General features: G+C 67.8%; 13 protein-coding genes and 1 pseudogene. 6 read left to right on the top strand and 8 right to left on the bottom strand.

Annotated elements, in window-relative coordinates; all coding sequences use genetic code 11:
* The first annotated feature begins 14 nt into the window (after positions 1-14).
* Positions 15-653: a DedA family protein gene (locus tag JHC79_RS08670; protein WP_296389756.1), complete on the top strand. Its 639-nt coding sequence runs from the start codon at positions 15-17 to the stop codon at positions 651-653.
* On the opposite strand, the gene JHC79_RS08665 is transcribed toward JHC79_RS08670, so the two are convergent.
* Together JHC79_RS08665 and JHC79_RS08660 are read right to left on the bottom strand one after the other, a co-directional pair.
* On the bottom strand, positions 644-1,759 hold the full coding sequence (locus JHC79_RS08665) for an alcohol dehydrogenase catalytic domain-containing protein (protein WP_296389755.1): 1,116 nt from the start codon (positions 1,757-1,759) through the stop codon (positions 644-646). The genes JHC79_RS08670 and JHC79_RS08665 overlap by 10 nt on opposite strands.
* Entirely contained in the window at positions 1,756-2,190 is a 435-nt protein-coding gene (locus tag JHC79_RS08660; RefSeq protein ID WP_296389788.1) for a thioesterase family protein, read from the bottom strand. Before JHC79_RS08660 ends, JHC79_RS08665 begins: the two co-directional genes overlap by 4 nt.
* Positions 2,191-2,277: 87 nt before the next feature.
* Here JHC79_RS08660 and JHC79_RS08655 point away from each other — a divergent pair, with 87 nt between their 5' ends.
* A complete protein-coding gene (locus tag JHC79_RS08655) occupies positions 2,278-3,213 on the top strand; it encodes a CoA ester lyase (protein WP_296389754.1) in 936 nt (311 codons plus the stop codon).
* On the opposite strand, the gene JHC79_RS08650 is transcribed toward JHC79_RS08655, so the two are convergent.
* Positions 3,207-4,466 carry a glycoside hydrolase family 27 protein gene (locus JHC79_RS08650; protein ID WP_296389753.1) on the bottom strand — a complete coding sequence of 420 codons (1,260 nt, stop codon included), beginning with the start codon at positions 4,464-4,466 and terminating at the stop codon, positions 3,207-3,209. The two genes, JHC79_RS08655 and JHC79_RS08650, sit on opposite strands and share 7 nt — an antisense overlap.
* Before the next feature lie 77 nt (positions 4,467-4,543).
* Between JHC79_RS08650 and JHC79_RS08645 the strand changes: the two genes are divergently transcribed.
* Positions 4,544-5,518: a YihY/virulence factor BrkB family protein gene (locus JHC79_RS08645; protein WP_296389752.1), complete on the top strand. Its 975-nt coding sequence runs from the start codon at positions 4,544-4,546 to the stop codon at positions 5,516-5,518.
* Between the two features lie 37 nt (positions 5,519-5,555).
* Here the strand turns inward: JHC79_RS08645 and JHC79_RS08640 are convergent, their stop codons facing one another.
* Genes JHC79_RS08640 through sdhC form a run of 4 tightly spaced genes read right to left on the bottom strand, consistent with a single transcriptional unit; the run spans position 5,556 to position 9,009 of the window.
* The gene (locus JHC79_RS08640; protein WP_296389751.1) at positions 5,556-6,362 is read right to left on the bottom strand and encodes a succinate dehydrogenase iron-sulfur subunit; all 807 of its coding nucleotides are present in this window, start codon (positions 6,360-6,362) and stop codon (positions 5,556-5,558) included.
* Positions 6,362-8,116: a succinate dehydrogenase flavoprotein subunit gene (gene sdhA / locus JHC79_RS08635; protein WP_296389750.1), complete on the bottom strand. Its 1,755-nt coding sequence runs from the start codon at positions 8,114-8,116 to the stop codon at positions 6,362-6,364. The genes JHC79_RS08640 and sdhA overlap by 1 nt, the downstream gene beginning before the upstream one ends.
* Before the next feature lie 29 nt (positions 8,117-8,145).
* Positions 8,146-8,592 (bottom strand): succinate dehydrogenase hydrophobic membrane anchor subunit, encoded by a 447-nt coding sequence (locus JHC79_RS08630; protein WP_296389749.1) that lies wholly within the window; start codon positions 8,590-8,592, stop codon positions 8,146-8,148.
* Positions 8,593-8,604: 12 nt separating this feature from the next.
* Positions 8,605-9,009, bottom strand: a complete 405-nt coding sequence (sdhC, locus tag JHC79_RS08625) for a succinate dehydrogenase, cytochrome b556 subunit (protein WP_188490732.1) — start codon at positions 9,007-9,009, stop codon at positions 8,605-8,607.
* A gap of 220 nt (positions 9,010-9,229) precedes the next feature.
* On the opposite strand from sdhC, the gene JHC79_RS08620 reads away from it, so the two are divergent.
* From JHC79_RS08620 to JHC79_RS08610, 3 genes are read left to right on the top strand one after another with little or no spacing between them, the layout of a single operon-like run.
* The gene (locus JHC79_RS08620; RefSeq protein ID WP_296389748.1) at positions 9,230-9,643 is read left to right on the top strand and encodes a cytidine deaminase; all 414 of its coding nucleotides are present in this window, start codon (positions 9,230-9,232) and stop codon (positions 9,641-9,643) included.
* The gene (locus JHC79_RS08615; RefSeq protein WP_296389747.1) at positions 9,640-10,956 is read left to right on the top strand and encodes a thymidine phosphorylase; all 1,317 of its coding nucleotides are present in this window, start codon (positions 9,640-9,642) and stop codon (positions 10,954-10,956) included. Before JHC79_RS08620 ends, JHC79_RS08615 begins: the two co-directional genes overlap by 4 nt.
* Complete coding sequence (locus JHC79_RS08610) at positions 10,953-12,080, top strand: adenosine deaminase (protein ID WP_296389746.1); 1,128 nt, start codon at positions 10,953-10,955, stop codon at positions 12,078-12,080. Before JHC79_RS08615 ends, JHC79_RS08610 begins: the two co-directional genes overlap by 4 nt.
* A 68-nt stretch (positions 12,081-12,148) precedes the next feature.
* Here JHC79_RS08610 and JHC79_RS08605 read toward each other — a convergent pair.
* Positions 12,149-12,772 (bottom strand): annotated as a pseudogene (locus JHC79_RS08605) (primosomal protein); the annotation flags it as partial.

The raw sequence follows: 12,772 nt of genomic DNA, 5'->3' as shown, positions 1-12,772 counted from the left end.
GCTATCGTCAACGGGTGATCGATGCACTGGTCGAATGGCTCCTGGACCTCCCGCCGTGGGTGGCTCTCCTGATGGCCTTCGCGTTCCCCGCACTCGAGGCCTCGATCTTCATCGGTGTGGTGGTGCCCGGTGAGATCGCTGTGCTCATCGCCGGCGTGATCGCCAACGGCGGTCGTCTGGAGCTGTGGCAGGTACTCGTCGCGGCGTGCGCGGGCGCGGTCATCGGTGACTTCGTGGGGTTCGAGGTGGGTCGCCGATGGGGCGCGGCTCTGCTCGAGAGACTCCCGAAGCGACTGGTCAAACCCGAACACGTCGAGCGCGGGCGGGAGGCGTTGCGCAAACGCGGCGCCGTGGCGGTGCTGTTCGGTCGGTGGATCGCTGCGCTGCGCGCTCTCATCCCCGGTCTCGCGGGCATGTCCGACGTCCGGCTGCGCACTTTCGTCATCGCCAATGCGATCGGCGGCACCATCTGGGCGTGCGTCGTCGGGTCGTTGGGCTACATCGCGGGTAAGTCGTACAAGACCGTCGAGAAGGATCTCGGTTACACGTCGTACGTCTTCATCGGGCTGTTCGTCGTCGCGATCATCGCGCTGGTGATCCGCAATCGCATCAAGAAGAACCGCACACCGGCAGCCGCGCTCGATCAGTCCTGATCGAAGACGATCACCTGGCGGATGGCGGCCCCGTCGGCCAGCGAGTCCATGGCCGCGTTGATGTCACCCAGCGCGATGCGCGAGGAGATGAGCTGTTCCACCGGCAGTCGGCCCTCACGCCACAACTGCTCGTAGATCGGTATGTCGCGGCTGGGCACGGCCGACCCCAGATAGCTCCCGACGATCGTGCGGGCCTGTGCGGTCAGCCCCAGCGGCGAGATCGACGAGCGGGCGTCGGGTGCGGGCAGACCCACGGTCACGGTGATCCCACCCGCCGCGGTCGCCGCGACCGCGGTCTCGAAGGCCCGCGCGTTGCCCGCCGCCTCGATGACCACCGCGGCGGTGATGCCCTGATCGACCAGTTCAGCCGGCGTGTACACCGCCGACGCTCCCGCCGCGGTGGCCGCGGCGAGCTTCTCCGGCAGCGAGTCGACGGCGATGACGTCCCCGGTTCCCAGGGACACCGCGGTCAGCACCGCTGCCATCCCGACGCCCCCGAGCCCGATCACCATCACCGTGTCACCCGGTGACGGTTTACCCGCGTTGATCACCGCGCCGCCGCCGGTGAGCACCGCGCACCCGAGGACCGCAGCCACCTCCGGCGGGACGTCCGCGCCGACGGCGACCGCCGAGCGCCGGTCGACGACGACGTGGGTCGCGAACCCGGACACCCCGAGGTGGTGGAACACCTCGGAGTCGTCGGTGCCGTGCAGCCGCTTGTCACCACCGAGCAGGGTGCCCGCGTTGTTCGCCGCCGATCCGGGTGCGCAGGGTAGGCGCCCGTCGGTGGCGCATTCGGCACACTCGCCGCACCGCGGGAGGAACGCCATCACGACGCGGGTCCCGATCTCGATGTCGTCGACGCCCTCGCCGAGCGACTCGACGATCCCCGCCGCCTCGTGGCCCAACGCCATCGGCAGCGGTCGGGGACGGTTGCCGTCGACCACCGACAGATCCGAGTGGCAGACGCCCGCGGCCTCGATCCGGACGCCGATCTCGCCGGGTCCCGGCTCGTCGAGCTCGAGTGTGGTGACGACGAGCGGCTCGGACTCGGCGTAGGGGCGGGTCCGGCCGGACTCGATCAGGACGGCTGCGTCGATTCTCAACTCGGGTCACCTGTCTGTGCTGTCGTGAGCAGTTCACGGATCGATTCGGGGATACCGACGGGGCGCCGCGAGTCGGTGTCGACGTAGACGTGCACCCAGCTGCCCCGGGCGGCGATCGTGGCGTCGTCCCCCTCGGCGTCGAAAAGGCCCAGATCGTAGGTGACGCTGGAGTTCCCCAGCCGCGCGACGCGGATCCCGACCGTGAGCGCATGGGGGAACTCCACGGAACGGAAGTACTTGCAGCCGGATTCGACGACGACACCCTGCGCGGGCGCGCTGACCGGGTCGATACCGGTGGCGCCGATGATCCATCCGTTGATGGCGGTGTCGAACAGCTGGTAGTAGACGGCGTTGTTGAGGTGGCCGTACATGTCGTTGTCGGCCCAGCGGGTCGTCACCGGCCACAGCACCGGGAAGTCGGCGGCGGTCAGCTCCCGCTCCGACGTCTGCTCTCGCTCTGCCACGTTCGACGCCCCTTCAATTGCTCTGGCCGTCCCGGTGGGAGACGATGGTCGGCGATGAACCCGCCACCGAAAACCGACAGCGATGTCGATGCCGAGGATATCGGCTCGCGCATCGACCCCGTGCTCGCCCGTAGCTGGCTCCTGGTCAACGGTGTGTCGGCCGACCGTTTCCAGGCGGCCGCGCACTCCCGGGCCGACATCGTCGTCCTCGACATCGAGGACGCCGTCGCACCGAAGGACAAGGTCGCCGCCCGCGACAACGTGATCGAGTGGATCGCCGCAGGCAACTCGGACTGGGTTCGCGTCAACGGCTTCGGTACGCCGTGGTGGGCCGACGATCTCGACGCACTGCGTGCGGTCGGGGAGAGCGGTGCCACCGTCGGCGGGGTGATGCTGGCGATGGTCGAGTCGGTCGACCACGTCACCGAGACCGCCAAGAAGCTCCCCGGCGTGCGCATCGTCGCCCTCGTCGAGACCGCACGTGGTCTGGAGCGCATCAGCGAGATCGCCGCGGCCAAGGGAACGTTCCGCCTCGCGTTCGGCATCGGCGACTTCCGCCGCGACACCGGGTTCGGTGATCACCCCGCCACCCTGGCCTACGCACGCTCCCGGTTCACCATCGCCGCCAAGGCCGCGCATCTGCCCAGTGCGATCGACGGACCGACGGTGGGTTCGTCGGCACTCAAGCTCAGCGAGGCGACCGCGGTCAGCTCCGAGTTCGGCATGACCGGCAAGATCTGTCTGGCCCCGGACCAGTGCGCCGCGGTCAACGAGGGGCTGTCACCCTCGCAGGAGGAGATCGCCTGGGCCCGTGAGTTCTTCGCCGAGTTCGAACGCGACGGCGGCGAGATACGTAACGGATCGGATCTCCCGCGCATCGCACGAGCCACGAAGATCGTCGACCTCGCCCGCTCCTACGGCATCGAGATCCACCCGGACCACGACGACCCCGATCACGTCCCGGCACCGTCGGACACCTACCACTACTGATCCGCGCGACCCGGTGAGGTCTCGAACAGGGCGGTGTCGCCGGGGGCGACGGGGATCGACACCCTTCCGTCGGATCCGACCGGGACCACCGCACCGGTCCACACGTCGTGCACCGGTCCGGATGTGCTCGGCGCGAACGACATCGTCGTCGCGGTGGCACCGCGGTTGGTCAAGGACACCGCGCGTCGACCGCTCGTCAGCTCGCGGGTACGCACCGATCCGTCGGCGGCGACCGATGTCGCCGGGCGTGCGGCGGTGTCCTGATCGATCGCCAGGACACCCGGTGTGCGCAGTAGCGCCGCGGTCGCGGCGTCCATGACGGTCAGGTCGTTGCCTGCGACGAGCGGGGCGGCCATCATGGCCCACAAGGCGAGATGCGAGCGTTGCTGTGCCGCGGTCAGATCCGTACCGACGCCGATCTCGAGCATGTCGAGATCACGCCACCGTCCGGCCGAGACCCGGGTGGTGGCGTCGGCGGACGCATCGATGATGTCGGCGACACCCTGGTATCCGCTCGACCCGGTGTCGGTGGTCCACTGCGGGCTGATGTCGTTGGTCAGACGGGTCATGGTCGCGACGCCGCCCCAGTCGTACCGCGCCCCGGGCACCTCGCCGTCACCTGTCACGCCACTGTTCGGGTTGATGCTGTAGACCATCGGCCGCCCGGTGGCCCGGATGGCGTCGCGCATCGCGACGAACGCCCGTTTCTGGTCGGCGAGATCGGAGTTCGCCGAGCACCAGTCGTACTTGACGAAGTCCACGCCCCACGATGCGAACGTGCGCGCGTCGGCCGTCTCGTGGCCTGCGCTGCCGGTCCTGCCCGGATAGGTGCCCGAGAGCTGGGCGCACGTCTGCTCACTCGCCCCGGCGTAGATGCCGAACCGCAGTCCGCGCTCGTGCAGGTAGTCACCGAGTGCGGCCATGCCGGAGGGGAAGCGCTGATACGACGCGGTCAGGGTGCCGTCGGCCGCGCGCTGCGGGGAGTACCAGCAGTCGTCGACGACCACGTACCGATACCCGGCCGCGGCCAGACCCGAGGACACCAACGCGTCGGCCTGGGCCCGGATGGTCGTCTCGTCGATGTCGCACCCGAACGAGTTCCAGCTGTTCCACCCCATCGGCGGGGTCGCCGCGACGCCGGGGATCGCCACGGCTGCGCTGTCGATCTGGGCGCCGGGTGCGGGGGCACAGCCGACGGCCACGCACACCGCTGCGGTCATCGCGATCGCCTGCGCCGCCCGGGATGTCCTCACAGGCCGCGAGTGTAGGCAGCGACCCTGGCAGCTTTCCCCTCGCGACGCTGTGAGGTCGGTGTACTAGCGTTGTGCACATGGTGGCTCGCGTCGATGCGCTGCAACGACGCAATCGCGTCGTCGGCTATGTGATCGGCGTGATCTACAAGTTCATCGACGACCAGGGCGGCTATCTCGCCGCGTTGATCACCTACTACGCGTTCCTGTCGCTGTTCCCGATCCTGCTGTTGGTGACCACGATCCTCGGGTTCCTGCTCGCCGACGACCCGGCCATGCAGGCGAGCCTCCTCGATTCCGCGTTGGGGGAGTTCCCCATCATCGGGGACCAGCTCGGTCAGCCCAGACAGCTCGGAGGTGGGACCGCCGGCGTCGTCATCGGGGTGATCGTGGCGCTCTACGGTGCCTCGGGTATCGGTCAGGCCGCGCAGAACGCCATGAACGTCGTGTGGGCGGTGCCCCGCAACTCACGCCCCAACCCGTTGCTGTCCCGGCTGCACAGTCTGCGGCTGGTGGTCGTGCTGGTGATGGCCCTCGCCGCGACGACCGCGCTGTCGCTGCTCGGGAACTTCTTCGATTCCCTGGGCGCAGTGTCGAACTGGGGCCTGACCATTGCCGCGGTCGTGTTGAACTCGTTCATCTTCTCGCAGGGGTACCGGATCGGTACCGCTCGCTCGCTGCGTCTGCGCGACGTCGCGCCCGGCGCCATCGTGATGGCCGTGGCCTGGCAGCTGCTGCAGAACTTCGGCGCGGTCTACGTCGGCGGCGTGGTGCGCAACGCGAGCGCCACCAACAGCGTCTTCGCCGTCGTCCTCGGCCTGTTGGCCTTCCTCTACCTCACCTCGGCGGCGGTGGTGTTCTGCGCCGAGATCAACGCCGTGTGGGTGAACCGGCTCTTCCCGCGTGCGCTGCTCACCCCGTTCACCGACGCGGTCGACCTCACCAAGGGGGACCGCCGGGCCTACACGCAGCAGGCGAAGGCGCAGCGGGCCAAGGGTTTCGAGCAGATCGTGGTGCGTTTCGACTCCGGCGACGAGAAGACGCCGCGGGACTGATGTCCCACGGCGTCTCGTGTCGTACGGGTGAAGCGGTCTAGCGCGAGAACATCAGTGCGCGCTTGACCTCCTGGATGGCCTGCGTGACCTGGATGCCGCGAGGGCACGCGTCGGTGCAGTTGAAGGTGGTGCGGCAGCGCCACACACCGTCGACCTCGTTGAGGATGTCGAGACGCTCGGCGGCACCCTCGTCACGGCTGTCGAAGATGAAGCGGTGCGCGTTGACGATGGCCGCGGGGCCGAAGTAGCTGCCCTCGTTCCAGAACACCGGGCAACTCGTGGTGCAGCACGCACACAGGATGCACTTGGTGGTGTCGTCGAACCGGGCGCGGTCGGTCTGGCTCTGGATGCGCTCACGGGTCGGCTCGTTGCCGCTGGTCATCAGGAAGGGCTTGACCTTGCGGTACGCGTCGAAGAACGGCTCCATGTCGACGACGAGATCCTTCTCGACGGGGAGACCCTTGATGGGCTCCACCGTGATGGTGATCTCCTTGTCCTTGACCGAGCCGTCCTTGTTCTTGGGCAGCAGGTCCTTCATCAGCAGCTTGCAGGCCAGACGGTTGACACCGTTGACACGCATCGCGTCGCTGCCACACACACCGTGTGCGCAGCTACGGCGGAAGGTAAGCGTGCCGTCGAGGTAGCCCTTGACGTAGAGCAGCAGGTTCAGGAGCCGATCGGTGTCCAGTGCGGGGACGCGGAAACTCTCCCAGCCCTGCGCGTCAGGATCCTCCGGGTTGAACCGGGCGATCTTGAGGGTGACCATCGTCGCCTCGTCGGGGACGGGGGGCAACGGCGGATCATCGGTCCGCGGATCACGTGCGATGTCGGGGGCGGTGGTCATCAGTACTTGCGCTCCATCGGCTCGTAACGGGTCTGCACGACGGGCTTCCAGCCCAGTTCGATGTCGGAGAGGAGCTCGGTGCCCTTCTTGTACGCCATCGTGTGCCGCATGTAGTTCGTGTCGTCGCGGTCGGGGTAGTCCTCGCGGGCGTGTCCGCCGCGGGACTCCTTGCGGTTGAGGGCTCCGACCACGGTGACCTCGGCCATCTCCAGGAGGAAGCCGAGCTCGATGGCCTCCAGCAGATCGCTGTTGAACCGGGTTCCCTTGTCGTGCACGCGGATGTGGTTGTAGCGCTCCTTGAGCGCGTGCACATCGGTGAGGGCCTGCTTGAGGGTCTCCTCGGTGCGGAACACCGAAGCGTTGGCGTCCATCGACGCCTGCAGCTCGGTACGGATGTCGGCGACGCGCTCGTGGCCGTGCTCGGAGAGCACCAACTCGAGCCACTCGTCGACCATCTTGGTGGGGGTCTCGGGCAGCTCGACGAACTCGGCCGACGTCGCGTAGTCGGCGGCCGCGATGCCGGCACGACGGCCGAACACGTTGATGTCGAGCAGCGAGTTGGTGCCGAGGCGGTTCGAGCCGTGCACCGACACGCAGGCACACTCGCCGGCGGCGTAGAGCCCCTTGACGACGGTGTCGGCGTCGGCGAGGACCTCGCCGTGGATGTTGGTCGGGATGCCGCCCATGACGTAGTGGCAGGTGGGGAACACCGGCACGTACTCGGTCACCGGGTCGACACCGAGGTAGGTGCGGGCGAACTCGGTGATGTCGGGGAGCTTCTCCTCGAGCACCTCGGCACCCAGGTGGGTGACGTCGATGTAGACGTAGTCCTTGTTGGGTCCGGCGCCGCGACCCTCGAGCACCTCGAGCACCATCGAGCGCGCGACGATGTCACGCGGCGCGAGGTCCTTGATGGTGGGGGCGTAGCGCTCCATGAACCGCTCGCCGTCGGCGTTGCGCAGGATCCCGCCCTCGCCGCGGACGGCCTCGGAGATCAGGATGCCCAGGCCGGCCAGGCCGGTCGGGTGGAACTGGTGGAACTCCATGTCCTCGAGCGGCAGGCCCTTGCGGAACACGATGCCCATGCCGTCGCCGGTCAGGGTGTGCGCGTTCGAGGTGGTCTTGAACATGCGTCCCGAGCCGCCGGTCGCGAAGACGATCGACTTGGCGTGGAAGACGTGGATCTCGCCGGTGGCGAGCTCGTAGGCCACGATGCCGGTGGCGACCTGCTCGCCGGCCTCGTTCTCGCTCAGGCACAGGTCGAGTGCGTAGAACTCGTTGAAGAACTCGACGTCGTGCTTGACGCAGTTCTGATAGAGCGTCTGCAGGATCATGTGGCCGGTGCGATCGGCGGCGTAACACGCACGGCGGACCGGGCTCTTGCCGTGGTCCCGTGTGTGTCCGCCGAAGCGACGCTGGTCGATCTTGCCCTCAGGGGTGCGGTTGAACGGCAGCCCCATCTTCTCGAGGTCGAGGACGGCGTCGATGGCCTCCTTGCACATGATCTCGACCGCGTCCTGGTCGGCGAGGTAGTCGCCGCCCTTGACGGTGTCGAAGGTGTGCCACTCCCAGTTGTCCTCTTCGACGTTGGCCAGCGCGGCGCACATGCCGCCCTGAGCCGCGCCGGTGTGGCTGCGGGTGGGGTAGAGCTTGGTGAGCACGGCGGTGCGGGCGCGGGGTCCGGCCTCGATGGCTGCGCGCATCCCTGCTCCACCGGCGCCGACGATCAACACGTCGTAGCGATGTTCCTGCATGTGGTGTTCTCCTCCGGAGCTGGGCGTGTTTAGTTCGAGTTGAACGTGAGGATCGCGTACGTACCGAGGCCCACGGTCAGGATCATCGACAGCGCGAGAACCACGTTGAGCCAGAAGCGCGTGGAGTCCTTACGCGAGTAGTCCGCGATCACGGTGCGTACGCCGTTGCCGCCGTGCAGCTGGGCGAGCCAGAGCATGGTGAGATCCCAGACCTGCCAGAACGGCTGTCCCCAGCGCTGCGCGACGAACGCCGAGTCGATCCGGTGCACGCCGTTGTCGAGGGTCAACATGATCGTCATGTGACCCAGCGTGAGGATGATGAGCGCGAGTCCGGAGAAGCGCATGAACAGCCATGCGTTCTTCTCGAAGTTGCCGCCCTTGGGGCGGCGCGGGGACCGGGGGTTGTCCAGGCTCGCCGGGCGGTCGTGGGCGGTGCCGACGGTCTTGGCGATGTTGGGTGCTTGTGAAGTGGTCATCGTCGCGAGCCTCTACAGGTTGTGGATCAGCAGCTGGAGCATCCGGATCGCGCCGGCGGCGAAGACGATCACGAAGACGCTGAGAATGGTCCAGAGCATCTGACGCTGGTACTTCGGACCCTTGGACCAGAAGTCGATCAGGATGATCCGCACGCCGTTGAGTGCGTGGTAGAGCACGCAGGCGACGAGACCGATCTCCATCAGACCGATGATCGGCGTCTTGTACGTGTCGATGATCTTGTCGTACGTGTCCGGGTTGACGCGGATCATCGCGGTGTCCAGGACGTGGACGAAGAGGAAGAAGAAAATCGATACGCCGGTGATGCGGTGGAGGACCCACGACCACATCCCCGGGTCCCCGCGGTACAGGGAACGGCGGCGCACCGGATCTGGCGCGACCTCGGTTTGAGTACTCATCAGGGAAGGGCCTCCAACAACGTCGATGGATGCGGTGAGCCAGCGTTCTTCCGGCTCGGACATGCCTACCTCAACGACTTTAAACCTATGCTGAGCGTTGCAAGAACCGGCCCGAGTTCTCGATCGGTACCAGTTCTCGCGAATTAGGTTTGCCTTACATCACTTCCAACGCAGCTCAGTGCGGGTGTCGTCGGATCCCCGTGCGGGAGGAGACGCCGGTATGTCGCCCTCGATCGACTGGAACCTGTTGCGCGCCAAGGCAACAGAGATCATGGGCCATGCATATGCGCCCTACTCCGACTTTCCGGTGGGGGCTGCCGCCCTGGTCGACGATGGACGGATAGTCCTCGGATGCAATGTGGAGAATGTCTCATACGGCCTCGGCCTGTGCGCCGAGTGTTCGCTGGCAGGAGATCTGCAGCGCACCGGTGGGGGTCGCCTGCTGGCCCTCGCGGTGACCGATCGGCGGGGCCTCGCGCTGATGCCGTGCGGCCGGTGTCGGCAGATCCTCTTCGAGCACGGTGGGCCGGAGCTGCTGATCGACCACCGCGACGGTCCGCTGCTGCTCTCGGAGCTCCTGCCGCACGCATTCGGTCCCGACGACATCGCCGCCGCTCGGGGCGTCGACGCGTGAGCACTCACGACGCGGTGTCGGTGATCGCCGCCAAGCGGGACGGCCACGCGCTGTCCGACTCCCAGATCGACTGGGTCGTCGACGCCTTCACCACCGGGGCCGTGGCCGACGAGCAGATGTCGGCACTGGCCATGGCGATCGTCCTGCGCGGGATGGATCGACACGAGATCGCCCGGTGGACCCAGGCGATGATCGCCTCCGGCGAGCGCATGGACTTCGGTGCGCTGCGACGCGACGGTCGCCCGCTGCGGACGGTCGACAAACACTCGACCGGCGGTGTGGGAGACAAGATCACGCTGCCGCTCGCACCGTTGGTCGCGTCGTACGGCCTTGCGGTGCCGCAGCTGTCCGGCCGTGGGCTCGGCCACACCGGCGGCACGCTGGACAAGCTGGAGTCGATCCCGGGGTGGCGCGCCGATGTCGGTGCCGCCGAGATGATGACCCAGCTCGCCGAGGTCGGGGCGATCGTCTGCGCCGCCGGATCCGGCCTGGCCCCCGCCGACAAGCGGCTCTACGCCCTGCGAGATGTCACCGCCACCGTGGAGTCGATCCCCCTGATCGCGTCGTCGATCATGAGCAAGAAGATCGCCGAGGGCACCGCCGCGCTGGTCCTCGACGTCAAGGTCGGCAGCGGCGCGTTCATGAAATCAATCGACGACGCGCGAGAACTGGCCGAGACCATGGTCGCGCTCGGTGCCGACGCCGGCGTCGAGACCGTCGCTCTGGTCACCGCGATGTCGACGCCACTGGGACTCACGGCGGGCAACGCCGTCGAGGTGGAGGAGTCGATCGAGGTCCTCGCCGGCGGCGGTCCCGGCGACGTGGTGGAACTGACGCTCGCGCTGGCGGCCGAGATGCTCGCTGCCGGCGGGGTCGACGCCGACCCCGCGACCAACCTGGCCAACGGCCGCGCCATGGACAGCTGGCGGGCGATGATCGCCGCGCAGGGCGGTGATCCCGACGCGCCGCTGCCCCGGGCCGATCACCAGGAGACGATCACCGCCGAGCGCGACGGGGTCGTCTCGCGGCTCGATGCCATGGGCGTCGGGGTGGCCGCCTGGCGTCTCGGTGCCGGGCGGGCGCGTCAGGGCGAGGCAGTCCAACACGAGGCCGGGGTCCGATGGCATGCCCGCCCCGGCGATCGCGTCCGCGCGGGCGATCTGCTGTTCACGCTGTCGACGCAGACGCCCGAGCGGTTCGGCGCGGCGCGCGAGGCGCTGGCCGACGCGGTCACCATCGTCGACGACACGGGCGACGGTGTGAGCGATCTGGCGGGGCCTCTGATCCTCGATCGCGTTACCGTCGGAACATGACCGATCCTCGTGACGTGGCGCCCCTCGATCCCGGTGCACTCCGGCTGGCGCCGAAAGTGTTGCTGCACGACCACCTCGACGGTGGGCTCCGCCCGGCGACCGTCCTCGACCTCGCCCGCGAGGTGGGCTACGGGGACCTGCCCGCCGACGACGCGGACTCGCTGGCCCGCTGGTTCCGGGAGTCGGCCGACAGCGGATCGTTGGTGCGCTACCTCGAGACCTTCACCCACACCGTGGCGGTCATGCAGACCGCGCCCGCGCTGGCACGGGTGGCACGCGAATGCGCGGAGGATCTCGCCGACGACGGCGTGGTCTACGCCGAGGTGCGCTTCGCCCCCGAACAACACCTCACCGCGGGACTGTCACTCGACGAGGTCGTCGAGGCGGTGCTCGACGGCTTCGCCGAGGGCGTGAGCGTCGCCGCGGAGGCCGGCCGGACGATCGTCATGCGCTGCCTGGTGACCGCCATGCGCCATGCGGCCCGGTCGCGGGAGATCGCGGAGCTGGCCGTCCGGTTCCGACACCGCGGCGTGGTCGGCTTCGACATCGCCGGTGCCGAGGCCGGTTATCCCCCGAGCCGTCACCTCGACGCCTTCGAGTACATGCGCGCCAACAACGCGCCGTTCACCATCCACGCGGGCGAGGCCTTCGGATTGCCGTCGATCCACGAGGCCATCAGCTTCTGCGGCACCGACCGGCTCGGTCACGGGGTGCGGGTCATCGACGACATCTCGCTGCCCGCGGGAACCGATCTCGCCGCCCACGCCTTCGCCGGCGCCGAACTCGGTGACGTCGCGAACTACGTTCGCGACAAACGGATCCCGCTCGAGCTGTGTCCGAGCTCGAACGTGCAGACCGGTGCGGTGGCGAGTATCGCCGACCATCCGTTCAACGTGCTCGCGCGGTTGCGTTTCCGGGTGACGGTCAACACCGACAACCGTCTGATGAGCGACACGTCGATGAGCAAGGAATTCGTCACGCTGCACGATCAGTTCGGCTACGGCTGGGCCGATTTCGAACGTTTCACGGTCAACGCGATGAAGTCGGCGTTCGTGCACTTCGACGAGCGGCTCGCCCTCATCGACGACGTGATCAAGCCGGGGTACGCCGTCCTGATCGGGTGACGGGGCAAATCTACTTCTTGGTGAGGCGGCCTTCTAGTTCGTGGACGAGTGCACGCCACGCCTCGGCTCTATTTTTTGGTCAGGCGCGTCTCTAGTTCGTGGACAAGTGCACGCCACGCCTCGGACTCGTTGTCGAACGGCCCGCTGGGCGCGAGCCGCTTCGGGTCGGGGTTGACGGCGTAACTGACGAAGAAGCCCAGCGGGGTCGTCGACCCGAGAGCCTCGCTCACCGAGTCGTCGTCCGCGAAATCGGCTGCGTCGTTGAGCAACTCGACGGCGAGCTCCAACTGCTTGCGGTCGATGCGGCGAGGTCCGTCGGCGATGTCGGCCGCCAACCCGGGCAGGACGTAGACGTTCTCTTCGAACACGTCGACCTCCAGCGACCCGTCGGTGGCCGCCACCCGGACCTCCTCGAACGTGCTCACCTCGGACAGTTCGTGGTCGTCGTGGTCGGCGATGAAGCGGGTCAGCGCGCGCTCGGAGGTGAAGACGAAGATCTTCCCGTTGCGGCCCAGGAAGATCGGGTCATCTCCGAGGTAGCAGCGGAGCGTGAGGTACTCGGCGGCGTCGGTGACGATCCGGATGGGGTCGATGCCGACACCGGCCCAGAAGTCGTCCTCGAGATCGTCGTCGTCACCGTCATCGTCATCGTCGGTGTCGTCCGCGTCGGTCGGCGTGGACTCGGTTCCGGT

The organism is Williamsia sp. (genome assembly GCF_016462415.1).
Taxonomy (GTDB): Bacteria; Actinomycetota; Actinomycetes; order Mycobacteriales; family Mycobacteriaceae; genus Williamsia_A.
Note: the sequence above shows the minus strand (reverse complement) of the source record. Positions and strands in the feature narration are given on the sequence as shown.

Coding starts and splice junctions, on each gene's coding strand:
- JHC79_RS08655 (WP_296389754.1), top strand. CDS start 2,278: ATGAACCCGCCACCGAAAACCGACAGCGATGTCGATGCCGAGGATATC.
- JHC79_RS08645 (WP_296389752.1), top strand. CDS start 4,544: ATGGTGGCTCGCGTCGATGCGCTGCAACGACGCAATCGCGTCGTCGGC.
- JHC79_RS08640 (WP_296389751.1), bottom strand. CDS start 6,362: ATGACCACCGCCCCCGACATCGCACGTGATCCGCGGACCGATGATCCG.
- sdhA (WP_296389750.1), bottom strand. CDS start 8,116: ATGCAGGAACATCGCTACGACGTGTTGATCGTCGGCGCCGGTGGAGCA.
- JHC79_RS08630 (WP_296389749.1), bottom strand. CDS start 8,592: ATGACCACTTCACAAGCACCCAACATCGCCAAGACCGTCGGCACCGCC.
- sdhC (WP_188490732.1), bottom strand. CDS start 9,009: ATGAGTACTCAAACCGAGGTCGCGCCAGATCCGGTGCGCCGCCGTTCC.
- JHC79_RS08620 (WP_296389748.1), top strand. CDS start 9,230: ATGTCGCCCTCGATCGACTGGAACCTGTTGCGCGCCAAGGCAACAGAG.
- JHC79_RS08610 (WP_296389746.1), top strand. CDS start 10,953: ATGACCGATCCTCGTGACGTGGCGCCCCTCGATCCCGGTGCACTCCGG.